This window comes from Actinomycetospora sp. 2LY8.5 (assembly GCF_057180585.1).
Window position 1 is genome coordinate 144,712 of the sequence record NZ_JBXUHE010000002.1, and the last position, 23,406, is coordinate 168,117.

The following is a 23,406-nucleotide window of genomic DNA, read 5'->3' on the forward strand; positions in this document are numbered from 1 at the left end:
GGAGGAACGTTGCCGTTGCGTCGCTTGGTCACGATCGTGGCCGCAACGCTCGCCGTGGCGCTGGTCGCCACCGCGTGCGGCGGGGGAGGGGGCGGGGGCGACCAGGCCGCCCAGACCGTGAGCCTCGACTGGGGTGAGCCGGAGAACGCGCTGATCCCCGGCAACAACACCGAGCAGAACGGCGGGGACGTCCTCGACGCCCTGTTCGCCGGCCTTGTCACGTACGACGTGAACACCGCGGCGCCCTCGAACGAGGCGGCGGAGTCGATCACGTCGGCGGACAACAGGGTCTGGACGATCAGGCTCAAGCCGGGCTGGACGTTCCACGACGGCACGCCGGTCACCGCGCAGAACTACGTCGACGCGTGGAACTGGGTCGCCTACGGCCCGAACGCCGCGCAGGCGTCGTCGTTCATGGAGAAGATCGACGGGTACGACGAGGTCTCCAGCGAGCAGCCCACCGCGCCGACGATGCGCGGGCTGCGTGTGGTCGACCCGCAGACCTTCGAGGTCACCCTCAAGGCGCCGTTCGTCATCTTCCCGACGACACTGGGGTACTCGGCGTACTACCCGCTGCCGCAGAAGTTCTTCACCGACCGCGCGGGCTACGAGGCCGCCCCGGTGGGCAACGGCGAGTACCGCTTCGAGTCCCGCACCCCGAACCAGAACCTCACGCTGGTCCGCAACGACCAGTACGCCGGCACGGACAAGCCGCAGGTCCCGCGCCTGGAGTTCCGCGTCTACTCCGACCTGCAGACCGCCTACGACGACGTCGTCTCCGGCAACCTGGACCACATCAAGGCGATCCCGCCGTCGGCGCTGACCGGCGGCCGGTGGCGCCAGGACCTCGGCGCCGGCGCGCACGCCAAGGACGGCCTGCAGACCACGGCGCTGGGCTTCCCGCTCTACGACCCGCGCTTCCAGAATCCGCTGGTGCGCCGGGCGATGTCGATGGCGATCGACCGCCAGGCGATCGTCGACCAGATCTTCGGTGGTACCTACCGCCCGGCCGACGGCCTCGCGACCCCGGCGGCGCAGGGCTACCTGCCCGGCCAGTGCGGCGAGAACTGCCAGTTCAACCCGCAGCGGGCACGCGAGCTGCTGGCCCAGGCCGGCGGCTTCCAGGGCCCGCTGACCCTCACCGCGAACGCCGACGGCGGGCACGGCGAGTGGATGCAGGCGGTGACCAACCAGCTGCGCCAGAACCTTGGCGTCGACGCGCAGTACACCCCGCTGCCGTCGTTCTCCGAGGTCCGCCAGCAGGCCAACGCGTTCCAGTTCACGGGCCTGTTCCGCGCCGCGTGGATCGGGGACTACCCCAACATCGAGACGTTCCTGACGCAGCTCTACCGCACCGACGCGTCCTCGAACGACTACAAGTACTCCAACCCGGCGGTCGACGCCGCGCTCGACCGGGCCGACCAGGCCCCGAACGAGCAGGCGGCCGAGGCGGGGTACCAGGAGGCCGAGCGGCTGATCCTGACCGACATGCCGTCGATCCCGCTGTTCACGAGGCAGATCATCTACGGCGACTCGTCGCGCCTCGCCTCCGGTGAGCGCAACCCACTGGACCGGCTCGTGACGACGACGTTCGCGCTCAACCCGCAGAACTGACCTTCGTCCCCGACCACCACCACCGCCCGTGCGGTACCCGGTACTCCGGTGTTCCCATGAGGAGCACGCCGGGTCCCGCACGGCGGGTCGGAACGACCGAGGGAGTCCCCCCGTGGGCCGCTACACCCTGCGGCGCGTGCTGCAGCTGATCCCCGTCTTCCTGGGGACCACCTTCATCGTCTACGCCCTCGTGTGGGGTCTGCGCGACGACCCGTTCGCGGGCAAGTGCGGCCAGCGCGAGTGCTCCCCGGCCTTCAAGGCCGCCATCACCGAGCGCTACAACCTCGACGACCCGCTGATCGTCCAGTACCTCAAGTACGTCGGGAACGTGCTGACCGGTGACTTCGGGCAGACGTTCTCCGGCACCGAGGTCTCGACGCTCATCGCCGACGCCTACCCGATCACCGTGAAGCTCGCGATCATCGCGCTGGTCATCGAGGCGATCATCGGCATCATCGCGGGTGTCGTCTCCGGGCTGCGCGGGCGAGGGTTCGTCGACTCGCTCGTGCTGGTCTCGACCCTGTTCCTCATCGCGCTGCCCGTGTTCGTCACCGGTCTCGTGCTGCGCCAGATCCTCGGGGTCGAGCTCGGGATCATCCGCACGTCGGTGCCGGGCGACCCGTCGATCGGCGACCTGATCGTGCCCGGGTTCGTGCTGGCCAGCCTGTCGATGGCCTACGTCGCACGCCTGACCCGCACGAGCCTGCTGGAGAACACCCGCGCCGACTTCGTGCGCACCGCCGTCGCCAAGGGGCTCCCGCGGCGCCGCGTCGTCGGGGTGCACATGCTGCGCAACTCGCTGATCCCCGTGGTGACGTTCCTCGGCACCGACATCGGCACGCTGATGGGCGGCGCGATCGTCACCGAGGGCGTGTTCAACATCCGCGGCATCGGCGGGCTCGTCTACCGCGGGCTCCAGCAACAGGACACCGCCACCGTCGTCGGGATCGTCGCGCTGCTGGTGATCGTCTACCTGATCGCGAACCTCGTCGTGGACCTGCTCTACGCCGTGCTCGACCCGAGGATCCGCTATGACTGAGCCGCTGACCACCGCCCCGCCGCCGAGGGCGGCCGAGGACACGCCGGCGCTCGGCGCCGAGGCGACCCGCGGCCTGTGGGCCGACGCCTGGGACGACCTGCGCCGGCGGCCGAGGTTCTGGATCGCCGCCGCGCTCATCGTCCTGCTGCTGCTCATGGCGTTCGTGCCGTCCCTGTTCACGTCGGTCGACCCGACCGTCGGCCTGCTCGACCGCTCGCGCCTGCCCCCGGGACCCGGTGAGATCTTCGGGACCGATCTCCAGGGCCGCGACGTCTACGCCCGCACGATCTACGGGGCCGCGCCGTCGCTCGCGGTCGGTTTCCTCGCGACGTTCGGCACCGTCGTGATCGGCTCGCTCGCCGGACTGCTCGCGGGCTACTCGGGCGGCTGGGCGGACTCGCTGCTCTCGCGGCTCGGCGAGATCTTCGCGGGACTGCCGTTCGTGCTCGGCGGCATCGTCATCCTGACCTCGTTCAACGAGCCCGGCGAGATCGTCGGCGAGGGCCAGCTGGTGTTCCAGGTGGTGCTGACGATCGTCGTGCTCACCTGGCCGGTCGCAATGCGCATCATGCGCGCGGCGGCGATCGAGACCTCGCAGCAGGACTACGTCAAGGCGGCGAAGGCGCTCGGCGCCGGCCCGTTCCGCGTGGTGCTGCGGCACATCCTGCCCAACACGCTGGCTCCGGTGCTCGTGTACGGCGCCATCCAGTTCGGGGTGTTCATCGGCGCGGAGGCGACGCTGTCGTTCCTGGGCATCGGGTTGCGCGACCCCGTCGTCTCCTGGGGCGTGATGATCTCCGAGGCGCGCGAGCGCGTGCAGGACATCCCGTGGGCGCTGTTCTTCCCGGCCGGCTTCCTCGTGATCACGGTGCTGGCCTTCGTCATGATGGGCGACGCCGTGCGCGACGCCCTCGACCCGAGAGGACGGTGACCATGACCGCGCCTCTGCTCGAGATCGACGACCTCCGCGTGGAGTTCGGCCGCGGCCCCGAGACGGCGTCGGTGCTCAACGGCGTGAGCTACCACGTCGGCGAGGGCGAGACGCTCGCCGTGCTGGGCGAGTCCGGCTCGGGCAAGAGCGTCACCGCGCAGACCGTGATGGGCATCCTCGACGCTCCACCCGGCCGGATCACCGGCGGCTCCGTGCGCTTCCGCGGGGAGGAGCTGCTCGGCGCCGACCCGGAGCGTCGGCGGCTGCTGCGGGGCGAGTCGATGGCGATGATCTTCCAGGACGCACTGTCGGCGCTGAACCCCGTCTACTCGGTGGGCTTCCAGATCGCCGAGCAGTTCCGGTTCCGGCGCGGGATGTCGCGGAAGGACGCGATGGCTCGGGCCGCCGAGATGCTCGACCTCGTGAAGATCCCGAACGCGAAGCAGCGCGTACGCGAGTACCCGCACCAGTTCTCCGGCGGCATGCGTCAGCGCGCCATGATCGCGATGGCGCTGGCGCTCGACCCGGAGCTGCTCATCGCCGACGAGCCGACCACCGCGCTCGACGTCACGGTGCAGGCGCAGATCATGGAGCTGCTCGACGAGCTGCGCCGGGAGCGGGGGATGGGCCTGATCCTCATCACCCACGACCTGGGCGTGGTCGCCGAGGTCGCCGACCGGATCGCGGTCATGTACGCAGGGCGAATCGTCGAGCACACCGACGCCGCGTCGCTCTACGCGCACCCGGCGCACCCGTACACGCGCGGGCTCATGGACTCGGTGCCGCGCGTCGACGACCCGGGTCGAGGTGGGGCGGGTGCCCCGCTGCGGCCGATCCCCGGGCTGCCGCCGAGCCTGTCGGCGATCCCGAACGGCTGCCCGTTCCACCCGCGCTGCGCCCACGCGCAGGACGTGTGCACCGACGACGTGCCGGCGCTGCGCGAGCTGGGCTCCGCCCACCAGGCGGCGTGCCACTTCGCGGAGCGGTTCGTCGCGCAGGGCCCCGACCGTCCGACGACGCACGAGGTGGTCTCGCGGTGACCCAGCCCATCCTCGCGGTCCGCGACCTGGTCAAGCACTACCCGGTGACCCGGGGCGTGGTGTTCCGCAAGACCGTCGGGCAGGTGCGCGCCGTCGACGGCGTCTCGTTCGACCTGCACCCGGGCGAGACGCTCGGGGTCGTCGGGGAGTCGGGCTGCGGGAAGTCGACGCTCGCGCAGGTGCTCATGCGCCTGACGCCGCCGACGAGCGGGACCGCGACGTTCGAGGGCGAGGACCTGTTCGCCAAGCGCGGGTCGGCGCTCACCGCGTGGCGCCGCGACATGCAGATCGTCCTGCAGGACCCGTACACGTCGCTGAACCCGCGCAAGACCGTCGGTGACATCGTCGGCGAGCCCTTCGACATCCACCCCGAGGTGGCGCCCAAGAGCGATCGCCGGCGCCGGGTGCAGGAGCTGCTCGAGGTGGTCGGGCTCAACCCCGAGCACGTCCGCCGCTACCCGCACCAGTTCTCGGGCGGGCAGCGCCAGCGCATCGGCATCGCCCGCGCGCTGGCCCTGCGACCCAAGGTGATCGTCTGCGACGAGCCGGTGTCCGCGCTCGACGTGTCGATCCAGGCGCAGGTGCTCAACCTGCTCTCGGACCTGCAGCGCGAGTTCGACCTGGCGTACCTGTTCATCGCCCACGACCTCGGGGTCGTCCGCCACCTGTGCGACCGCGTCGCCGTGATGTATCTCGGGTCGATCGTGGAGACGGGGACCGCGGAGGAGATCTACGGGCGCGCGTGCCACCCGTACACGCAGGCGCTGCTGTCCTCGGTCCCGGTGCCCGACCCGTCGCTGCGCGGGCGCCGCGAGGCGATCCGGCTCGACGGCGACGTCCCGTCCCCCGCCGACCCGCCCTCGGGCTGCCGGTTCCGCACGCGCTGCCCCAGGGCGGCGGAGATCTGCGCGCAGGACCCCCCGGCGCTCGAGGTCCGCGCGTCGACCGACCATCCCGCGGCGTGCCACTTCGCCGAACCCCCGCGCCTCGTCCGTTCGGAGTAGCCGCCCGTGTCAGCGACGTGGCGTCGCTGACACTGAACGTCCGTATCGCCACGCGCTCGAATCCGTGGGTTGGTCCGGTCAGACGAGCTGCCCGTCGCGGGCGAGTTCCCGCGCGGGCGGCCACGCCGACAGCGGGCGGCCCGCCGCGTGCACCATCGCCGGGTCGGCGTCGACGCGCGTGCGGTGGTGCGTGTCGATCAGGCGCACGGTGACGCCGGTCAGCTGCGTCCATCCGGCGGCGCGGTAGAAGCCCTCGACGGCCGGCCCGCACGACACGAAGCCGAACGGCACGTCCAGGTCGGCGAGCACGTCCACCACGCGCGCCAGCAGCGCGCCCCCGAGGCCCCGTCCCTGGTGCTCGGGGTCGACGGCGACGAGACCGACGTCGCCGACGAGGACGTCGCCGCCGTCGGGCAGCGCCCGCAGGAACCGCCGCACGATCCCGGCGTGGGCGACCGCGGCCCCGCCGACGCGCGCGACCACTCGCAGCTCCGGGCGCGCGCCTGCCCAGCTCTGGGCGTCGGCGAACCGGCCGTCGGCGAACCGGCCGGACGGCCGGGCGTAGGCCCGTGACAGCAGGGCCGCCAGGCCGACGTGCACCGCGCCGTCGAGATCGGTCTCCCACGACACCGTCCAGCTCGGATCCGTCATGGAGACACGGTCCACCCCGGCCGGTCGCGTGCGGCCGGACGGCCTACCGTGCCCCGGGTGAGTTCCGGTCCGCTGCTGCTCGTCCACGCCCACCCGGACGACGAGACGATCACGTGCGGCGGCGTGATGGCGCTCGCCACCGGAGCCGGTATCCCGGTGACGCTCGTGACGTGCAACCGTGGCGAGCAGGGTGAGGTGATCCCGCCCGGGCTCCGGCACCTCACCGGCGACGCGCTCGGCGAGTACCGCGAGGGCGAGCTCGCGCGGGCCTGCGCGGCCGTCGGCGTGACCGACCACCGTTGGCTCGCCCGGGTCGGCGCCTGGCAGGACTCGGGCATGGTGCGCGCCGGCGCGGGCATCCACGCCGCCGCCCCCGCCACGATCGGCCCGGGGGCGTTCGCCGATCCCGACGGGTTCGACAAGCAGGTCGAGGCGCTGGTCGCGGTGCTGCGCGAGGTTCGGCCGCTGGTCGTCGTCACCTACGACGAGCGCGGCGGCTACGGCCACCCCGACCACGTGCGGGCGCACGACGTCACCCTTGCCGCGGTCGAGGACGTCGACCCGGACGCCACGACGATCACCGTGCTCGCCACCGCGGCCGCGCACGACGAGGTCGAGGCGGGCCTGACCGCGCTGCGCCGGCGCTCGTGGCTGCCGGTCCCGGTGCCGCCGGTCGAGGACCTGCCGACCGTGCCCGACGCGACGATCACCACCCGGGTCCCGCTCGGGGCCGCCCGGGTCGCCAAGCTCGCGGCCCTGCGGGCCCACGCCACTCAGATCACCGTCTACGACGACGGCAGCGAGCCCCCGGCGTACGCGCTGTCCAACGACCTCGCCCAGCCGGTCCTGCCCGCCGAGTGCTTCGTGCACCTGCGCGGCCCGGCGAGCGCCCCCGACGACCTCTTCCCGCCGTCGTGAGCGAGGGCACGGCCGCCGCGAGCGAGGGATGCCCCGGGGGCGTGGAGAGCGACGAGGGTGACCCTCGCTCCCCGGAGGCGGGACCCCGTCGCCGCAAGGTGCTCCCCGTGGTCGTCGTCGTGCTCCTCGCTCTCGACGCCGTGATGCTCGCGTGGACCGAGATGGCGTGGCTGACCCTGCGCACGGCCGCCGAGGGCGTCCCGCTGCCCCTCTCGACGGCCGTCGCGCTGATCACGACCCCCGTGCTCGTGCTCGCCGCCGACGCCGCGTGGCCCGAGAGCCGCGCCCCGCTGGTCCCGCTCGCGGCGTGGACACTGACCGTGGTCGGCGCGGGCCTGTGGAGCCCGGCCGGCGGCGGGGTCCTCCCGCCGGACTGGCGGGCGATCCTCCTGCTCGCCGCCGGGGTGCTGCCCGGCGCGCTCGCCCTGTCGTGGACGTCCGCGCGCAGACGCGTGCGCGCGCCGGACGGTTGAGCCGCGACCTGGTCGGGAAACGTGCCGCCATGCCGGCCATCCCCGACGAGCACGTCGTCCGCGTCCTGCGCCCCTTCGTGGCCGCCACCGGCCCGGTGCTGCGCGGCCTGCGCGACGCCGACCCCTTCCGCCTCGGACGCCTGGCGCAGCGCCGCGCGATCGAGCTGCACGAGAGCGGCGGGCGCGCGGAGCCCCCGCCCACCACCCGGCGCGGCAAGGTCGGCCGGGCGCTGCGCACCCTGCGTGCCCGGGTGCTCGACCGTCTCGCCACCTCGAAGCTCCCCGGGACCCCGCGCTGGCAGGCGATGAACCCCGAGGAGCGCGACCAGTGGTGGGTGTCGCGGGTGGGTCGCTTCACCTCGGTGGTGGCGTCCATCCCCGGCATCGGCGGCGCCCTGGCGCGCCGGCTGCCGGTCTCGGACATCCTCGGGCTCGCCGCCCAGGGCCTCGTCGTATGCGCCATCGCCAGCGAGCACGGGATGGACGGCCGCGACCAGCAGGTCCGCCTGCTCGCCTCCGTGCTCTTCGGCCGTGACGTCGACCCGCGAAAGCACGGTGACGCACATCACGACGACGTCGAGCGCGAGGCCGGCGAGCTCGCCGGCACCGTCGGCACCGAGCGCGAGGAGCAGGGCCGGCTGAGCGCGCTGGCCGGCGCGGTGTGGCGGATGGGCAAGACGCTCTGGGGCCTGCAGGGCGAGCTCGACCGCCGTCCGCAGGGCAACCGCTTCTGGCGCCTGCTGGCCAACCTGCCCGTCGTGGGGGCGCTCGCGAGCTACCGCAGCGAGCGGTCCGGGCTCAAGCGCGCCGCCCGGTCCGCGGCGCGCTGGGTGGCGCGCGAGCAGGATGGCTCCGCCAGGTGAGCAGAAGGACGTGCGGGAACACTGATTCTGCTCACATGCCGGAGGCACATGTGACGGCCGACATTGCCTCACGGAGCAATCTGGACGCCCCCGCACGGGCGTGACGCGACGACGACCGGAATACTCGCCGCAGGCGTTCCCTGTGGCCGTGTGACACCACCACGCGAGGGTCCGGGGACGCCGGACGACGCGAGTGAGGAGCAGGAGCAGACGTGACGTACGTGATCGCCGAACCGTGTGTCGACGTGCTCGACAAGGCGTGCATCGAAGAGTGCCCTGTCGACTGCATCTACGAAGGGGGCCGGATGATGTACATCCACCCCGACGAGTGCGTCGACTGCGGGGCGTGCGAGCCGGTCTGCCCGGTCGAGGCCATCTACTACGAGGACGACGTGCCGGACCAGTGGTCCGTCTACACCCAGGCGAACGTCGACTTCTTCGACGAGCTGGGCTCGCCGGGCGGCGCGTCCAAGGTCGGGAAGGTCGAGCGCGACGCGGGCCCGGTGCCCGACCTGCCGCCGCAGGGGGAGTGACCACCGGCACGGGGGTGCGGTTCCCCGCGCTCCCGGACTTCCCGTGGGACAGCCTCGCCGGGGCCGCCGCGGTCGCCCGCGGCCACCCGGACGGGGTCGTCGACCTCTCCGTGGGCACGCCGGTCGACCCGGTGCCCGCGGCGATCGGCGAGGCGCTGCGTGCCGCGTGGGACGCCCCGGGCTACCCGCAGACGTGGGGCACCCCCGCGCTGCGAGAAGCCGCGGTGGAGGCGCTCGCGCGCCGTCACGGCGCCGGTCTCTCGGGCACGGAGGGTCTCGACCCGGACGCCGTCCTGCCCACCATCGGCTCCAAGGAGCTGGTGGCGTGGCTGCCGACACTGCTCGGGCTGGGTCCCGACCACGTCGTCGCCTTCCCGAGCCTGGCCTACCCGACCTACGAGGTCGGCGCGCAGCTCGCGGGCGCGCAGCCGGCCCGGGTGGGTGACGACGAGCCGCTGCCCGCGGGCACGCGGCTGGTCTGGCTGAACTCGCCGTCCAACCCCACCGGGCGGGTCCTCGACGCCGCCGCACTCACCGCCCGCGTCGCCGAGGCCCGCGAGCTGGGTGCGGTCGTCGTCTCCGACGAGTGCTACCTCGCCCTGCCCGGGCCGGGGGTGCTGACGACCTCGGTGCTCGACCCCCTCGTGCACGGCGGCCGCGTCGACGGCCTGCTCGCGGTGCACTCGCTGTCGAAGACCTCGAACCTCGCGGGCTACCGCGCGGGCCTCGTCGTCGGCGACCCCGCGCTCGTCGCGGGCCTGCTCCAGGTCCGCAAGCACGCCGGGATGATCGTCCCGCGCCCCGTGCAGGAGGCCATGACCGTGGCCCTGCGCGACGACGCGCACGCCGCCGAGACCCGCGCGCGCTACGACGGGCGCCGCCGCGTCCTGCGCCCCGCGCTCGAGGCGGCCGGCCTGCGCGTCGAGCACTCCGAGGCCGGCCTGTACCTCTGGGCCACCGCCGACGAGCCGTGCCGCGCGACGGTCGACCGCCTCGCCGCGCGCGGCATCCTCGTCGCCCCCGGCGAGTTCTACGGCCCGGCGGGCGGCGCACACGTGCGCGTCGCCCTCACCGCCTCCGACGAGCGCATCGCCGCCGCCGCGCAGCGCCTCGCGGGCTGAGCTCAGCAGGATCCACCGAGCCCCGCCCGGCGGGCTCGCGCCACCGCCTCGGCGCGCCCGCTGACCCCGAGCTTCGCGAAGACGGACGACGCGTGGTTGGTGACCGTCTTCGGGGCGAGGCCGAGCCGCGTCCCGACGGCGGTGGTGGTGAGGCCCGCGGCGAGCAGCTCGAGGACCTGGCGCTCGCGGGCGGTGAGCGCCGGGAAGGGGTCGCCGGAACGGTCGGGCCCGGCGACGAGCCCGAGCACGCGCCGGGCGACGCCGGGGCCGAAGATCGCCTCCCCGGCGGCGACCGCCTGGATGCCGCGCACGATCTCCTCCTGAGTGGCGCCCTTGAGTAGGTAGCCGTGGGCGCCGGCGCGCATGGCCGCGAAGACGGTGTCGTCGTCGTCGAACATCGTGAGCATGAGGACGGCCACCGACGGCGCCGCCCGCATCACCTCCGTGGCGGCGGCGACCCCGTCGAGGTCCGGCATCTGCACGTCGAGCACCAGCACGTCGGGCGCCTCGGTCACCGCGGCCCGGACGGCCTCCCGGCCCGTCGCGGCCGTCCCGACGACCTCGACGCCCGCGACCGAGGACAGCAGCGCGGAGAGCCCGTCGCGGATGACGGGGTGGTCGTCGGCGATCACGACACGGAGCGCGCTCACAGCGGCAGCCTCGCGATGACCCGCCCGCCCTCGCCCGCCGGGCCCGCGACGAGCGTGCCCCCGAGCTCGGCGACCCGCTCCCGCATCGAGGTCAGGCCCACCCCCGCGGTCCAGGACTCCGCCGGGGCGCCGTCGTCGCTGATCGCCAGCTCGAGGGCGCCGTGGTTCGCCACCCGCACGTCGACCTGCGTCGCGGCGGCGTGCCGCACGGCGTTGGTGACCGCCTCGACCGCGATCCGGTAGGCCGCCACCTCGACCGCGGCGGGCAGGGGCGGGAGCTCGCCGTCGTCGTGCACGGTCACGGTGACCGCGCCCCCGCCCAGCCCCTCCACGTGACGGCGCAGTGCGCCCAGGAGCCCGAGCTCGTCGAGGGCCGGCGGGCGCAGGGCGTAGACGAGGCGCCGGACGTCGTCGATCGCGTCGGTGGCCGCGGCGCGCAGCGAGCGCAGCAGCTCGGCGGCGTGCGCCGGGTCGGACGCGAGCACGTTGCCGGCGGCGTCGGCGGAGAACGCGATCCCGGTCAGGGCCGGGCCGAGGCCGTCGTGGAGGTCGCGGCGCAGGCGGCGGCGCTCCTCCTCCCGCGCGCCGACGAGCTCCGCCCGTGAGCGCTGGACGACCGCCGAGAGCTCCGTCGCGTGCACGGCCACCGCGAGCGGCACCGCCAGCAGCTCGAGCGCGCTGCGGTCGGCGTCGTGCAGGGCGTGCTGGCCCCGCCGCACGCCGACCACGAGCTCGCCCACGTCCTCGGAGCGGTACCGGAGGGGGACGGTCTCGGTGGTTGCCGGTGCCGTCCCGTGCGAGGCGGTGACCTCGTCGTTGCGGCGCACCGCCACGTAGGGCAGCCGCAGGGCCTCGGCGACCGCGACCAGGACGTCGTCGGGCTCGGTGCCGGCGCGGAGCCGCTCGCCCATCCGCGACAGCGCGCGCACGGGGTCGGCGCGGTCGCCGTAGAGCGCCCGGTCGACGACCCGCTGGAGCCGCACGCGCACCGGGTTGAACCCGACGGCGATCAGCAGGGTGATCACCAGGCTCGCGCCCTCCCGGCGCAGGGCGGTGTCCGCGACGGCGACCAGCGCGAGGTAGACGCCGACGACACCGGCGGTCAGCAGGACGGAGAGGACCGTGCGCGAGAGGACGAGGCGGATGTCCAGCAGCTGGTGGCGCAGCACGGCGATCGTCATCGCGGCCGGGATCAGGGCGATCGCGAGCAGCTGCAGGATCGGTCCGGCGTCGAACAGTCCCCACGGCACGAGGATCACGATCGTGCCGATCAGCGCGAGCACGAGCCAGAGCAGCTGGCGGCGGCGCTGCTCGTCGCCCCGGCGGTAGCGCACCACGAGCCCTGCGACGGCCGCGACGAGCACGAGCAGCTGGAGGACCTCCGAGACCGTCCACAGGGGTCCGAGGGCCGCGTAGTCGTCGAGGACGAGCCACTGGTGCAGGGTCCGCGCGCCCACGACCTGGCCCGGCTCGGACCCCACGTTCAGCGCGAAGAGGACCGAGGCCGCCACGGTGATGCCCGCGAGCGTCCGCCACGCGCGTCCGGGCAGCAGCCCGTCGGGGAACACGAACAGCGCGAGCGGCAGGAACAGCGCGATCGACCACGGCCAGGCGAAGGCGAAGACCGTGTCCAGGGTGCGCAGCACCGGCTCGGGCCAGGCCCGCTGCGCCCCGAGGTCGAGCAGGGGAGCGGCGGCCGCCGTCGCGGTCTGGCTGACGCCCGCCGCGAGGAGCAGCCAGCCCAGTGCGCGGCGGGGACGCTGCCAGGCGATCAGGACGCCCGCCGTGGCGCACGAGAGACCGATCGCGATGTTGGTGACGACGAACCCGTCGACGGCCTCGGTGAGGGAGACACCGGCGAGCGCGGCCCCGACCACGGCGACCGCCACCTCGGCCACGACGAGCCCGAACAGCGCCCAGGACAGGACGGCCGAGCGCGTCCCCCCGGTGCTGGTCACGGCGGAAGTGTGACCGACCGCGCACCCCGTTGTCCCCGGTCGATCTCCCGGTCGGGGCCGGGCGACGTCCCGGTCGATCCCGGGACCGCGGCCCTGCCCGCCGGGTACGGGCACACCGGACCGTCACCGCCATGACCTCGATGCTCACGAGCCCCGCCTGGCGCCGCACCGCCCTGATCGTCACCCCGATCGGCCCGCTCGCGATCGCTGCGCTGCGCTGGCTGCTGCCCTACGACACCACCGACGACCCGACCACCCTCGTCGCGAAGGTGGCCTCGCACCCCGGCGCCCAGACCGCCGTGCTCTGGCTCAGCCTGCTCGCGCTGCTCACCCTGCCGCTCGGCGTGCTCGTCGTCGGGGCGGTCGCCGTCCGGACCCGCCGGGTGCTCGGCACGCTCGCCGCCGTCGTCGCCTGGTGCGCGTTCGCGACCCTGCCGTTCCTGGTGACCTCCGACCAGATCGCCCTGGCCGGCGCGGACGCCGGGCTCCCGACCGCCATCACCGCCGCGGTCCTGGACGCCTCGGCCGCGCATCCCGTCAGCGCGGCGGCCACGGTGCTGTGGGTCGCCGGGCACATCCTCGGGCTCGTCCTGCTCGGCCTCGCGCTGTGGCGGGCGATCCCGTGGTGGGCAGCGGTCGCGCTGATCGTCTCCCAGCCGCTGCACTTCGTGTTCGCCGTGGTCGCGCCGAACCACCTGCTCGACGGGCTCGCCTGGCTGCTCACCGCGGTCGCGTTCGGGGTCACCGCCGCGGTCGGGCCGGGCCTGCGGACCGCCTCGGCCACCGAGAGGGCGCGGGTCGACGTCGCGTAGGCCGATCGGCCGGACCACCCGCGCCGAGGCGGTGGCCGCCCATGCGCTGGCACGTCGTCCACGCCATGCCCGCGACGGCGTCGGGGAGGATCCGGAAGAACGTGCTGCGCGAGCGGCTCACGACGGGAACGGACGCAGGCGGCGCAGGACCGCGCCGTGCACGGGCTCGACGACCCGTGCCGCGACCGGGCCCAGGATGGCCATGAGCAGCACGTAGGTCGTCGCGAGCGGGGCGAGGTCGGGGTCGACCGATCCGGTGGTCAGGGCGAGCCCCGCGATGACGATCGAGAACTCGCCGCGGGCGACGAGCACCGCCCCCGCCCGCCATCGTCCGAGGCGCCCGACGCCGATCTGGCGCGCCGCGAACCAACCGGCGGCGATCTTCGTCGCCGTCGACACCACCGCGAGCGCGATCGCGGCCGGCAGCACCGCCGGGATCTGTCGCGGGTCGGTGTTGAGTCCGAACACCACGAAGAACACCGCGGCGAACAGGTCGCGCAGTGGCGCGAGCACTCTCGTGGCGCTCTCGGCGGTGTCCTCGGAGATCGCGATCCCGAGCAGGAACGCGCCGACGCCCGCCGAGACCTGCAGCTCCGAGGCGATTCCGGCGACCAGCAGCGCGACGCCGAGCACGCGCAGCAGGAACACCTCCGAGCTCGGCGACTCGACGATCGCCGACACCACCCGCCCGAACCGCAGCGCGACGACGAGGACCACGGCGAGCAGGGCCAGCGCGATCGCGACGGTCCGCAGCCCCGCCACCAGGCCGAGCGCGGCGAGCGCCGCCGTCGTGATCGGCAGGTAGAGGGCCATCGCGAGGTCCTCCATGACGAGGACCGAGAGCACGGCGGGCGTCTCGCGGTTGCCGAGCCGGCCCAGCTCCTCGAGGAGCTTCGCGGCGATCCCCGACGACGACACCCACGTCACGCCGGCCATCGCGAGCGCGCCGAGCGGGCCCCACCCGAGGATCAGCGCCGTGACCGCACCCGGCGCGGCGTTGAGCACCATGTCGACGAGCCCGGCGAGCCATGACCGGCGCAGGCCCCCGACCAGGTCGGACGCCGAGTACTCGAGTCCGAGCAGCAGGAGCAGCAGCACCACCCCGACCTCGCTCGCGATGCCCGTGAACGGCTCGGTGCCCTCGAGGGGTACGAGGCCGCCGGTGCCGAACGCGAGCCCGCCGAGCAGGTAGAGCGGGACCGGCGAGATGCCCAGGCGTCCCGCGAGCCGCCCGAGCACGCCGAGAGCGAAGAACAGCGCGCCCAGCTCGATCAGCGAGAGCGCGGAGGCGTGCACGTGTCGGTCAGCCGTCCTCGAGGATCGCCGCCGCCTGCCTGAGGCCCTCGCCCGTGCCGACCACGACGACGAGGTCGCCCGCCCGGAACACGAAGTCCGGTCCCGGCGACGGCGAGACGACGTGGTCGCGGACGACGGCGACGATCGAGGTGTGCGTGCGCGAGCGCATCGCCGTGGCGCCCAGCGTGCGCCCGGCGTACGGCGAGCCGGCGCCGACCGGGAACTGCGCGGTGCTGATGCCCTCGACCTCGCGCTGCTGGTCCTGCAGCTGCGCGACGAGGTTGGGGGCGCCGAGCAGCGTGCCCAGCGCCTGGCCCTCCGCGTCGGAGAGCGCGACCGACGCGCTGCAGGAGTCGGGGTCCTCGCGCGCGGAGACGAGCAGCTCGCGATGGCCGTCGCGGTGGGTCAGCACCCCGATCCGCCGCCCCGACGCGGTGTCGAACTCCTGCTTGGTGCCGATGCCGGGCAGCCGGGTCACCTCGACGTCCACACGCCCACCTTACGAGTCGATCCAGACCGCGCTCGCGATCACCTCGTGGAGGTGGTCGGCGCGGGAAGCGATGGCGCGCTGGCCGCCGAGCCAGGCGATGGCACTGATCAGCGCGAACAGGTCGGTGCCGTCGAGGTCGCCCCGCGCCGTGCCGTCGGCCTGGGCGCGGGTGAGCAGCTCGGTGCCCGCGGCGCGCATCGCCACGCAGGACGCGTGCAGGGCGGAGTCGGGGTCCTCCATGGCGGCCACCATCAGCTCCACCACGCCCCGGATCTCGACGGTGCAGGCGACGCACTCGCGCAGCCACGTCGCGAGCGCGTCGCGGGGCTCGGCCGCACCCCCGAGCTCGGCGGCCCGGGCGGCCAGCTCGTCGAACCGCGTGCGCAGCAGGGCGTCGAGCAGCGCGTCGCGCGTCGGGAAGTGCCGGTAGAGCGTGCCGAGCCCGACGCCCGCCCGGCGGGCGACGTCGCGCAGCGAGGCGTCCGCCCCGTGCTCCCCGACGACCGCGCGGGCGGCCACGAGCAGCTGGTCGTAGTTCTTCCTCGCGTCGGCGCGCACACCACGTCCTCTTAACAATCGGAGCAGTGCCCCGGTTATATTCGGGGCACTGCTCCGGTAACGGTAGACCCTGGAGGAAGCGATGAGCGACACGATGCGCGCGGTCCGGCTGCACGCGTTCGGCGGCCCGGAGGTGCTGGTCTCCGAGGAGGTGCCGGTCCCGGTGCCCGGGCCGGGGGAGGTGCTGGTCCGCGTCCACGCGATCGGGGTGAACCCGCCCGACTGGTACGTCCGCGAGGGGTTCCCCGGTGTGCCGGAGGAGGTCATGCCCCGCCCGGAGCTGCCGCTGATCCCCGGCACGGACGTGGCGGGGGTGGTGGAGGACGTTGCCGGCGACGTCGAGCGCTTCGCGGTCGGCGACGAGGTCTTCGGCATGCTGCGCTTCCCCGGCCTGGACGGCGCGGCCTACGCGGAGTACGCGACGGCGCCGGTGTCCGATCTCGCGCCCACACCGGCGTCCCTCGACCACGTGCACGCCGCCGCGGCGCCGATGGCCGGGCTCACCGCGTGGCAGTTCCTCGTCGACCTCGGGCACGACGAGTCGAACCCGTTCCAGGCGACCCCGCACCACCCGGTGCCGCTTTCCGGGGCGTCCGTCCTGGTGAACGGCGCGGCCGGCGGGGTGGGCCACCTTGCGATGCAGCTGGCGCGCTGGAAGGGCGCGCACGTCACCGCGGTGGCCTCGGGGGCGCACGAGCCGTTCCTGCGCGACCTCGGCGCCGACGAGTACGTCGACTACACCCGGCAGCGTCCCGCGGAGGTCGCGCACGACCTCGACCTGGTCCTCGACACCGTCGGGGGGTCCGCGAGCGGCCGCCTGCTGCGCACGCTGCGCCGCGGCGGCGCGCTGTTCCCGGTCTACTTCGCGGAGTACGACCCCGCCGAGGTCGCGTCGCTCGGCGTCACGACCTCGTCGACGCAGGTGCGCTCCAACGGCGCCCAGCTCGCCGAGCTCGCCGCGCTGCTCGACGAGGGCACCGTCCGGGTCGCCGTCGACAGCACCTACGCGCTCGCCGACGCCGCCAAGGCCCACGAGCGCGCGGCCCAGGGGCACATCCGGGGCAAGATCGTGCTGACGGTCGGGTAGATCCGAGCAGGGGATCGGCCGGCTGGCCGGCCTCGACGAGCACGGCACCCTCGGTCGCCCACCCGATACCGACTCCGGACCGGAGCAGTGGCTGCGCCGCCGCCCCGGCACCGAGGGTCGACCGCTGGACCCGGGTCCGCGACCGGCACTGCGTGCTGCCGTGCTGCCGTGCTGCCGTGGTGTCGCGCACTCGCGCACTCGCGCACTCGCGCACCGCGCCGGGACCGACCACACCCGCGACCACGCCCACGGTGGGCCCACGCTGACCGGCAAGCTGGGTGCCTCGTGCCGCCATGATCACCGGGTCAAGCACCTCGCCGGCTGGCACGTGCGCCAACCCCAGCCCGGGCGCTTCGTCATCCGCACCCGCGCCGGGATCACCCACACCACCGGCCCCCGCGGTGGGATCAGTCGTTCGCGTGCAGGGCCGCGTTCAGCTCCACCTTGGCCCCCTCCGTGCGCGGCAGGGCGTGGACGGCACCGGTGACGGAGTCGCGGCGCAGCAGGATGCCGGAGCGCCCGGAGAGCTCGACGGCCTTGACCACCGATCCGTCGTCCAAGGTGACCCGGGTGCCGGCGGTGACGTAGAGGCCGGCCTCGACGACGCAGTCGTCGCCCAGCGAGATCCCGATGCCGGCGTTGGCGCCGAGCAGGCAGCGCTCGCCGATCGAGATGACCTCCTTGCCGCCGCCCGAGAGCGTCCCCATGATCGACGCGCCACCGCCGACGTCGGAGCCGTCGCCGACGACGACCCCGCCGGAGATGCGGCCCTCGACCATCGAGGTGCCCAGCGTGCCGGCGTTGAAGTTGACGAAGCCCTCGTGCATCACCGTGGTGCCGCCGGCCAGGTGGGCGCCGAGGCGCACGCGGTCGGCGTCGCCGATCCGCACCCCCGACGGGATCACGTAGTCGACCATGCGCGGGAACTTGTCCACCGAGTAGACGGTGACCGGCCCGCGGGCGCGCAGCCGGGCGCGGACCCGCTCGAACTCCGGCACGGGGCACGGGCCGTGGTTGGTCCACACGACGTTGGCCAGCAGGCCGAACATGCCCGAGAGGTCGACGCCGTGCGGGGTCACGAGGCGGTGGGAGAGCAGGTGCAGGCGCAGGTAGACGTCGTAGGCCGACGCGGGCGGCCCGGTGAGGTCGGCGACGGTGCGCACCGCGACCACCTCGACGCCGCGGGCCTCGTCGGGGCCCAGCGCCTCGACCAGGGCGGGCTCGAGCTCGCCGGCCGGCACGACGACCGTGCCCGGCTGCTCGGCCATGCCGTCCGCGGCGTCCGAGAGCTCGGGCAGCGGATACCAGGTGTCGAGGACGGTGCCGTCGAGGGCCACGGTGGCGAGACCGACGCCGACGGCGCGGGAGGAACGCGGGGCAGCGGGAGTGCTCATCGTGCGCCAGGCTATCCGGCCGACACCCGGGGAGGCGCACGTGACCGAGCTCCTCGCCGGGCGCACAGCCTCTCGGGTCGCGGCGGCCTCGACGCTGCTCGCGGCGGCCTCCGGGGTGGTCGACCTGTGGGCCGTGACGAGCCTGGGCGGGCCGTTCGCCGGGGTCGTCACCGGCAACGTCGTCACCGTCGGCGGCGGGGGAGTCGACGACCTACCTGACGGGCACGCTCACCGGCGCGGTCGCGGTGCTGGTCACCGGCGGCCCGCGCGGCCGGGTGGCGGCGCTGAAGCAGCTGGCGGCGGTCGTCGCCGGGTCGGCTGCGGCGGCGGTGGTGCTTGGTCTGCTCCGGTCGGCGGTACCGGTACTGGCGATCGTGCTGGTTGTCGTTGCGCTCGTCGTTCTCGGACGTCGGTCCGTCGCTCGATGAGACGACTCCTCACTCCTGCAGACCGACCACCCGGTTAGCCTCGGGCCGTGTGAGTGCTCCTCCTGTCACCCTCGACCTGTTGGCCGATCCCGTGTCGCTGACCGCCGCTCTCGTCGACGTGCCGAGCGTGTCCGGGGACGAGGAGGCGCTCGCCGACGCCGTGCAGGCCGCGCTGGCCAGCCAGGCGCCGCACCTGGAGCTGCTGCGCTCGGGGCAGGCGGTGCTCGCCCGCACGCGGTTGGGGCGCCCGCGCCGGGTCCTGCTCGCCGGGCACCTCGACACCGTGCCCATCGCCGACAACGTCCCCTCGCGGCGCGACGGCGCGACGCTCTACGGCTGCGGCACGTCCGACATGAAATCCGGGGTCGCGGTGATGACGCACCTCGCGGCGGCGCTCACCGAACCGGCGCACGACCTGACGCTGGTGCTCTACGACTGCGAGGAGATCGAGTCCGCGCGCAACGGCCTCGGGCGCCTCGAGCGCGAGCACCGCGACTGGCTCGACGCCGACCTCGCCCTGCTCGGCGAGCCCACGTCCGGGCAGGTCGAGGCGGGCTGCCAGGGCACGCTGCGCGTGGTGGTGCGCACGGGCGGGCTGCGGGCGCACTCGGCGCGGTCGTGGCTGGGGGAGAACGCGATCCACGCCGCGGCGCCGGTGCTGGACCGGCTGGCCGGCTACACGGCGCGCGAGGTCGACATCGACGGCTGCCGCTACCGCGAGGGCCTGCAGGCGGTGAGGATCGCCGGCGGCGTGGCGGGCAACGTCGTGCCCGATGTGTGCGAGACGACCGTCAACTTCCGCTTCGCGCCCGACCGCACCCTCGACGACGCCCGCGCGCACGTCGCCGAGGTCTTCGCGGGCTTCGCGCTCACCGAGACCGACGCGGCGCCGGGCGCGCTGCCCGGGCTCTCGGCGCCGGCGGCTCGAGACTTCGTCCGCGCGACCGGCACCACGCCCGTGGCCAAGTACGGCTGGACCGACGTCGCCCGATTCGCCGGCCTCGGCATCCCCGCGCTGAACTTCGGCCCCGGCGACCCGAACCTCGCCCACACTCGCGAGGAGTCGGTCCCCGTCGGCGCGATCGCGGAGGCTTGCGACACCCTGCGCACCTACTTGACCCGCCTGTAGGGGCAGCGAGGGTCGCCCTCACCGTCCCCGACGCAGTCAGGGAGTCCCTCGTTCAGATCGCCGCGACCTCGCTGCGGCCGGCGACGAGCTGGTGCGTCAGGGTCGCGATGCGCTGGCCCGCGTACCGGGTGGCCTGACGCGTCTCCTCGGAGATCGGGATCGAGCCCTGGCCGTCGACGTGCGAGGGGCCGTAGGGGTTGCCGACCTGGAACTGGATCGGGTCCGTGTAGCCCGGGGTCACGATCACGCCGCCGAAGTGGTGGGTCGTGCCGGTCGAGCTGTAGTAGATGATCGCGACCTGGGGCGTGACCGTCGCCACGGTGGACGCCTCCTCGAGGAGAAGTTCGACTTTCAACCACAGGCGTGCCGCGGCATGCGCCGGTGCAAACCGTCGGCCCCGTGGCGCGGCCCCGTTCGGGTGGTGCTCCTACGCTCGTCGGCATGCTCCACGACGACCCGGCGGGCCAGGACGCGACGGCGCCCCGCCCGACGACCATCGACCGCCGTCGCCCGGAGCACCGCGACCCGGCCCGGCTGAGCTCGACCACCGACCAGCGCCTGCTCGACTCGCGCGGTCCCGTCGACTGGGTTCACTCCGACGCCTGGCGCCTGCAGCGCATCCAGGCCGAGTTCGTCGAAGGCTTCAGCGTCCTCGCCGAGATCCCCCGCGCGGTCACGGTGTTCGGGTCGGCCCGCACGCCCCGCGACCACCCGGACTACGCCCTCGGGATGGAGCTGGGCGGGGCGCTGGTCCGCGCCGGCTACGCCGTCATCACCGGCGGCGGTCCGGGTGTGATGGAGGCCGCCAACCGCGGCGCGTCCGAGGCCGGGGGGCTGTCGGTGGGCCTGGGCATCGAGCTGCCCTTCGAGCAGGGCCTCAACCCGTGGGTCGACCTCGGCGTCGGGTTCCGCTACTTCTTCGCCCGCAAGACGATGTTCGTCAAGTACGCGCAGGCGTTCGTCTGCCTGCCCGGCGGGTTCGGCACGCTCGACGAGCTGTTCGAGGCGCTCGTGCTCGTGCAGACCGGCAAGGTCACGCGGTTCCCCGTGGTCCTGCTCGGGAGCAGCTACTGGGGCGGCCTCCTGGAGTGGCTGAAGGGGCCGGCCGTCGACGCCGGGACGATCAGTCAGCGGGACGTCGACCTCGTGCACCTCACCGACGACATCGACGAGGTCGTGAAGATCGTCGAGGAGGGCTTCCGCGAGGTCGTCGGTTCATGAGGCCGCTCGCGGTCTGCGTGTTCTGCGCGTCGGGCCCGGTCCCGGAGCGCCACCTCGCCCTGGCGGGCGAGGTCGGCGCGGCGATCGCGGCGCGCGGATGGAGCCTGGTCTCCGGCGGCGGACGCGTGTCGATGATGGGCGCGGTCGCCCGGGCCGCTCGTGAGGGCGGGGCGCGCACGGTCGGCGTCATCCCCGAGGCGCTGGTGGCCCACGAGGTCGCCGACGACCGGTCCGACGAGCTCGTCGTCGTCACCGACATGCGCACCCGCAAGGGGGAGATGGACGCGCGCAGCGACGCGGTGCTCGCCCTGCCCGGCGGGCTCGGCACGCTCGAGGAGCTGTTCGAGGCGTGGACGTCGGGCTACCTGCGGATGCACGACAAGCCGGTGGTCGTCCTCGACCCCGACGGCTTCTACGACCCGCTGTTCACCTGGCTCGAGAGCCTCGTCGGCACCGGGTTCGTCTCGGAACGGGGCATGGCGGGCGTCGTGCGCACCGCGACCGTGGATACGGCCCTCGACGCCCTAGCGACGCCGCAGGTAGCGGACCAGCAGCGTGCCGTCGTCGACCAGCAGTGACCCGACGTCGAAGCGCGCGGGCGGGCGCAGCGCCTCGGCGCCGCGGGCCATCCGCGCGGCCCGCCCGGCGACCGCGAACGGCGCGTAGCTCACGCGGATCTCGTCGACGAGGTCGCGTTCGAGCAGCGTGCCGACGATCCCCGGCCCGCCCTCGCAGTCGATCCGGCGCAGGCCGCGGGCGGCGAGCTGCGCGACCGCGTCGGCGAGGTCGACGTCCGCCTCGCCCGCGACGATGACCTGCGCGCCCGCGTCCTCCCACGCCTCGCGCCCCCCGGCGCCCCTCGCGCTCGTGACCACGATGGACGGGACCGCGACGTCGACGATGCTCGTGGCGTCGGGCGGCAGCGACGACCCCGAGGTGACCAGCGCCAGCGGCGCGACCGGCGACAGACCGTGCCGCGCGCGGCGCGCGCTGGCGGTGGCGTCGGGGCGCAGGCCCGGGTAGTCCTCGGCGAGGGCGGTGCCCGCGCCGAGCAGCACCACGTCGGCCAGGTCGTGCGCCAGCGCGAAGACGCGCCGGTCGGCCGGGGTCGAGAGCCCCGCCGAGCGCCCCTCGACCTCGATGCCGCCGTCGAGCGAGCTGACGACGTTCACCGCGAGCCAGGAGTCCCGGTCGGAGGGATAGGCGTAGAGCTCCTCGAGCCCGGCGTCGTCGAGCTCCGTCGCCGGCAGGGGCCAGACCTGCTGCATCACATCCAGCGCTCCGCGCGCGACGGTGGCCGGTCGCCGAGCACGCTCGCGACCATCTCCAGGGTCTGGCGGGTCTCCTCGACCTGGTGGGCGCGCACCATGGTCACCCCGGCCTGCGCCGCGAGCGCCGTCGCGGCGAGCGTGCCCGTCAGGCGCCCGTGCAGCGGCACGTCGAGCGTCTCGCCGACGACGCCCTTGTTCGACATCGCGAGCAGCACCGGCGTCCCCGTCGCGACCAACCGCGGCAGTCCGCGGAGCACCTCGAGGCTCTGGAGGGTGTTCTTGCCGAAGTCGATCGTCGGGTCGAGCAGGAGGCCTTCGCGCGGGACGCCCGCCGCGACCGCCTGCTCGGCCAGCGCCGTGGTGACGTCGATGACGTCGCCGACGACGTCGTCGTACGTCGGGCGGACCGGGTCGGTGCGCGGGGTGAGCCCGCCCGTGTGGGCGCAGACGTAACCGGCCCCGTAGGCGGCGGCGACCGGCAGGATGTCGGGATCCCAGCCCGCCCAGCTGTCGTTGACGAGGTCGGCCCCCGCCTCGAGGCAGGCCTTCGCGACCTCGGCCCGGTAGGTGTCGATGCTGATCGCGAGCTCGGGGTGCTGCTCGCGGGCCCAGGTCAGGGTGGGCAGTAGCCGGTCGAGCTCCTCGGTGACCGACACCTCGGGGCCCGGGCTCGCGGGGACGCCGCCGAGGTCGACGACGTCGGCGCCCGCGGCGACGGCGTCGTCGATCGCCTTGCGGGCGTCCTCGGGCGCCCACGTGCTGCCCTGGTCGTAGAACGAGTCGGGCGTGCGGTTGACGATCGCCATGATGAGGGCGCGGTCACGGCGGAGGTGCCGACCGCGGAGCACGATGTGCGTCAGGGTGGGATCGGCCGCGGCGCTCGCCATGCCGTCTTGATACACGATCTCCAGGATCCCCAGAGACG

The 23,406-nt window shown here is 74.2% G+C and carries 26 protein-coding genes; 16 read left to right on the top strand and 10 right to left on the bottom strand.

From position 1 onward, the window contains the following. The first annotated feature begins 36 nt into the window (after positions 1-36). The 5 genes from AC2A1K_RS03005 to AC2A1K_RS03025 all read left to right on the top strand — a co-directional run bounded on the left by AC2A1K_RS03005 (position 37) and on the right by AC2A1K_RS03025 (position 5,628). Complete coding sequence (locus AC2A1K_RS03005; RefSeq protein ID WP_483894835.1) at positions 37-1,614, top strand: peptide ABC transporter substrate-binding protein; 1,578 nt, start codon at positions 37-39, stop codon at positions 1,612-1,614. A gap of 112 nt (positions 1,615-1,726) precedes the next feature. Further along, positions 1,727-2,653 carry an ABC transporter permease gene (locus tag AC2A1K_RS03010; protein ID WP_483894836.1) on the top strand — a complete coding sequence of 309 codons (927 nt, stop codon included), beginning with the start codon at positions 1,727-1,729 and terminating at the stop codon, positions 2,651-2,653. After that, the gene (locus AC2A1K_RS03015; protein ID WP_483894837.1) at positions 2,646-3,584 is read left to right on the top strand and encodes an ABC transporter permease; all 939 of its coding nucleotides are present in this window, start codon (positions 2,646-2,648) and stop codon (positions 3,582-3,584) included. Before AC2A1K_RS03010 ends, AC2A1K_RS03015 begins: the two co-directional genes overlap by 8 nt. Positions 3,585-3,586: 2 nt before the next feature. Further along, complete coding sequence (locus tag AC2A1K_RS03020; RefSeq protein ID WP_483894838.1) at positions 3,587-4,624, top strand: ABC transporter ATP-binding protein; 1,038 nt, start codon at positions 3,587-3,589, stop codon at positions 4,622-4,624. Next, on the top strand, positions 4,621-5,628 hold the full coding sequence (locus AC2A1K_RS03025; protein ID WP_483894839.1) for an ABC transporter ATP-binding protein: 1,008 nt from the start codon (positions 4,621-4,623) through the stop codon (positions 5,626-5,628). The genes AC2A1K_RS03020 and AC2A1K_RS03025 overlap by 4 nt, the downstream gene beginning before the upstream one ends. Positions 5,629-5,706: 78 nt before the next feature. On the opposite strand, the gene AC2A1K_RS03030 is transcribed toward AC2A1K_RS03025, so the two are convergent. Next, on the bottom strand, positions 5,707-6,279 hold the full coding sequence (locus AC2A1K_RS03030) for a GNAT family N-acetyltransferase (RefSeq protein ID WP_483894840.1): 573 nt from the start codon (positions 6,277-6,279) through the stop codon (positions 5,707-5,709). 57 nt (positions 6,280-6,336) lie between these two features. On the opposite strand from AC2A1K_RS03030, the gene mshB reads away from it, so the two are divergent. The 5 genes from mshB (at position 6,337) to dapC (ending at position 10,187) form a co-directional block, all read left to right on the top strand. Next, positions 6,337-7,197 carry an N-acetyl-1-D-myo-inositol-2-amino-2-deoxy-alpha-D-glucopyranoside deacetylase gene (gene mshB / locus AC2A1K_RS03035; protein WP_483894841.1) on the top strand — a complete coding sequence of 287 codons (861 nt, stop codon included), beginning with the start codon at positions 6,337-6,339 and terminating at the stop codon, positions 7,195-7,197. A 41-nt stretch (positions 7,198-7,238) separates the two neighbouring features. After that, complete coding sequence (locus tag AC2A1K_RS03040) at positions 7,239-7,670, top strand: hypothetical protein (protein WP_483894842.1); 432 nt, start codon at positions 7,239-7,241, stop codon at positions 7,668-7,670. A gap of 29 nt (positions 7,671-7,699) precedes the next feature. Then, a complete protein-coding gene (locus tag AC2A1K_RS03045) occupies positions 7,700-8,533 on the top strand; it encodes a hypothetical protein (RefSeq protein WP_483894843.1) in 834 nt (277 codons plus the stop codon). A gap of 212 nt (positions 8,534-8,745) precedes the next feature. Continuing rightward, positions 8,746-9,066, top strand: a complete 321-nt coding sequence (gene fdxA, locus AC2A1K_RS03050) for a ferredoxin (protein ID WP_133827292.1) — start codon at positions 8,746-8,748, stop codon at positions 9,064-9,066. After that, a complete protein-coding gene (gene dapC, locus AC2A1K_RS03055) occupies positions 9,063-10,187 on the top strand; it encodes a succinyldiaminopimelate transaminase (protein WP_483894844.1) in 1,125 nt (374 codons plus the stop codon). The genes fdxA and dapC overlap by 4 nt, the downstream gene beginning before the upstream one ends. A gap of 2 nt (positions 10,188-10,189) precedes the next feature. Here dapC and AC2A1K_RS03060 read toward each other — a convergent pair whose 3' ends face one another. Further along, on the bottom strand, positions 10,190-10,837 hold the full coding sequence (locus tag AC2A1K_RS03060) for a response regulator (protein ID WP_483894845.1): 648 nt from the start codon (positions 10,835-10,837) through the stop codon (positions 10,190-10,192). Then, on the bottom strand, positions 10,834-12,795 hold the full coding sequence (locus AC2A1K_RS03065) for a sensor histidine kinase (RefSeq protein WP_483894846.1): 1,962 nt from the start codon (positions 12,793-12,795) through the stop codon (positions 10,834-10,836). Before AC2A1K_RS03065 ends, AC2A1K_RS03060 begins: the two co-directional genes overlap by 4 nt. A 131-nt stretch (positions 12,796-12,926) precedes the next feature. Here AC2A1K_RS03065 and AC2A1K_RS03070 point away from each other — a divergent pair, with 131 nt between their 5' ends. Continuing rightward, entirely contained in the window at positions 12,927-13,607 is a 681-nt protein-coding gene (locus AC2A1K_RS03070) for a hypothetical protein (protein WP_483894847.1), read from the top strand. Positions 13,608-13,724: 117 nt separating this feature from the next. On the opposite strand, the gene AC2A1K_RS03075 is transcribed toward AC2A1K_RS03070, so the two are convergent. From AC2A1K_RS03075 to AC2A1K_RS03085, 3 genes are read right to left on the bottom strand one after another with little or no spacing between them, the layout of a single operon-like run. Further along, the gene (locus AC2A1K_RS03075; protein ID WP_483894848.1) at positions 13,725-14,903 is read right to left on the bottom strand and encodes a cation:proton antiporter; all 1,179 of its coding nucleotides are present in this window, start codon (positions 14,901-14,903) and stop codon (positions 13,725-13,727) included. A gap of 7 nt (positions 14,904-14,910) precedes the next feature. Further along, positions 14,911-15,393 (bottom strand): cation:proton antiporter regulatory subunit, encoded by a 483-nt coding sequence (locus AC2A1K_RS03080; RefSeq protein WP_483894849.1) that lies wholly within the window; start codon positions 15,391-15,393, stop codon positions 14,911-14,913. 9 nt (positions 15,394-15,402) lie between these two features. Continuing rightward, positions 15,403-15,951: a TetR/AcrR family transcriptional regulator gene (locus AC2A1K_RS03085; RefSeq protein ID WP_483894850.1), complete on the bottom strand. Its 549-nt coding sequence runs from the start codon at positions 15,949-15,951 to the stop codon at positions 15,403-15,405. 82 nt (positions 15,952-16,033) lie between these two features. On the opposite strand from AC2A1K_RS03085, the gene AC2A1K_RS03090 reads away from it, so the two are divergent. Beyond that, positions 16,034-17,038, top strand: coding sequence for an NADP-dependent oxidoreductase (locus AC2A1K_RS03090; RefSeq protein ID WP_483894851.1), 1,005 nt, complete (start codon positions 16,034-16,036; stop codon positions 17,036-17,038). Positions 17,039-17,445: 407 nt separating this feature from the next. Here AC2A1K_RS03090 and dapD read toward each other — a convergent pair whose 3' ends face one another. Further along, on the bottom strand, positions 17,446-18,432 hold the full coding sequence (gene dapD / locus AC2A1K_RS03095) for a 2,3,4,5-tetrahydropyridine-2,6-dicarboxylate N-succinyltransferase (RefSeq protein ID WP_483894852.1): 987 nt from the start codon (positions 18,430-18,432) through the stop codon (positions 17,446-17,448). A gap of 245 nt (positions 18,433-18,677) precedes the next feature. Here dapD and AC2A1K_RS03100 point away from each other — a divergent pair, with 245 nt between their 5' ends. Continuing rightward, on the top strand, positions 18,678-18,860 hold the full coding sequence (locus AC2A1K_RS03100; protein ID WP_483894853.1) for a hypothetical protein: 183 nt from the start codon (positions 18,678-18,680) through the stop codon (positions 18,858-18,860). Between the two features lie 79 nt (positions 18,861-18,939). After that, positions 18,940-19,989, top strand: coding sequence for a succinyl-diaminopimelate desuccinylase (gene dapE / locus AC2A1K_RS03105; RefSeq protein ID WP_483894854.1), 1,050 nt, complete (start codon positions 18,940-18,942; stop codon positions 19,987-19,989). 52 nt (positions 19,990-20,041) lie between these two features. Here the strand turns inward: dapE and AC2A1K_RS03110 are convergent, their stop codons facing one another. Beyond that, positions 20,042-20,308, bottom strand: a complete 267-nt coding sequence (locus AC2A1K_RS03110; RefSeq protein WP_483894855.1) for a hypothetical protein — start codon at positions 20,306-20,308, stop codon at positions 20,042-20,044. 122 nt (positions 20,309-20,430) lie between these two features. Between AC2A1K_RS03110 and AC2A1K_RS03115 the strand changes: the two genes are divergently transcribed. Both AC2A1K_RS03115 and AC2A1K_RS03120 read left to right on the top strand, forming a co-directional pair. Beyond that, complete coding sequence (locus AC2A1K_RS03115) at positions 20,431-21,210, top strand: LOG family protein (protein WP_483894856.1); 780 nt, start codon at positions 20,431-20,433, stop codon at positions 21,208-21,210. Further along, positions 21,207-21,788: an LOG family protein gene (locus AC2A1K_RS03120; protein ID WP_483894857.1), complete on the top strand. Its 582-nt coding sequence runs from the start codon at positions 21,207-21,209 to the stop codon at positions 21,786-21,788. The genes AC2A1K_RS03115 and AC2A1K_RS03120 overlap by 4 nt, the downstream gene beginning before the upstream one ends. On the opposite strand, the gene AC2A1K_RS03125 is transcribed toward AC2A1K_RS03120, so the two are convergent. Together AC2A1K_RS03125 and folP are read right to left on the bottom strand one after the other, a co-directional pair. Continuing rightward, a complete protein-coding gene (locus tag AC2A1K_RS03125; RefSeq protein ID WP_483894858.1) occupies positions 21,735-22,478 on the bottom strand; it encodes a dihydrofolate reductase family protein in 744 nt (247 codons plus the stop codon). The genes AC2A1K_RS03120 and AC2A1K_RS03125 overlap by 54 nt on opposite strands. Further along, entirely contained in the window at positions 22,478-23,368 is an 891-nt protein-coding gene (folP, locus tag AC2A1K_RS03130) for a dihydropteroate synthase (protein ID WP_483894859.1), read from the bottom strand. The genes AC2A1K_RS03125 and folP overlap by 1 nt, the downstream gene beginning before the upstream one ends. Positions 23,369-23,406: the final 38 nt, after the last annotated feature.

What these genes read in the sequence shown, in the direction of transcription:
- AC2A1K_RS03015 (WP_483894837.1), top strand. Translation starts at nt 2,646, where the DNA reads ATGACTGAGCCGCTGACCACCGCCCCGCCGCCGAGGGCGGCCGAGGAC.
- AC2A1K_RS03020 (WP_483894838.1), top strand. Translation starts at nt 3,587, where the DNA reads ATGACCGCGCCTCTGCTCGAGATCGACGACCTCCGCGTGGAGTTCGGC.
- AC2A1K_RS03030 (WP_483894840.1), bottom strand. Translation starts at nt 6,279, where the DNA reads ATGACGGATCCGAGCTGGACGGTGTCGTGGGAGACCGATCTCGACGGC.
- AC2A1K_RS03045 (WP_483894843.1), top strand. Translation starts at nt 7,700, where the DNA reads ATGCCGGCCATCCCCGACGAGCACGTCGTCCGCGTCCTGCGCCCCTTC.
- AC2A1K_RS03070 (WP_483894847.1), top strand. Translation starts at nt 12,927, where the DNA reads ATGACCTCGATGCTCACGAGCCCCGCCTGGCGCCGCACCGCCCTGATC.
- AC2A1K_RS03090 (WP_483894851.1), top strand. Translation starts at nt 16,034, where the DNA reads ATGAGCGACACGATGCGCGCGGTCCGGCTGCACGCGTTCGGCGGCCCG.
- dapD (WP_483894852.1), bottom strand. Translation starts at nt 18,432, where the DNA reads ATGAGCACTCCCGCTGCCCCGCGTTCCTCCCGCGCCGTCGGCGTCGGT.
- AC2A1K_RS03115 (WP_483894856.1), top strand. Translation starts at nt 20,431, where the DNA reads ATGCTCCACGACGACCCGGCGGGCCAGGACGCGACGGCGCCCCGCCCG.
- AC2A1K_RS03120 (WP_483894857.1), top strand. Translation starts at nt 21,207, where the DNA reads ATGAGGCCGCTCGCGGTCTGCGTGTTCTGCGCGTCGGGCCCGGTCCCG.
- AC2A1K_RS03125 (WP_483894858.1), bottom strand. Translation starts at nt 22,478, where the DNA reads ATGCAGCAGGTCTGGCCCCTGCCGGCGACGGAGCTCGACGACGCCGGG.
- folP (WP_483894859.1), bottom strand. Translation starts at nt 23,368, where the DNA reads ATGGCGAGCGCCGCGGCCGATCCCACCCTGACGCACATCGTGCTCCGC.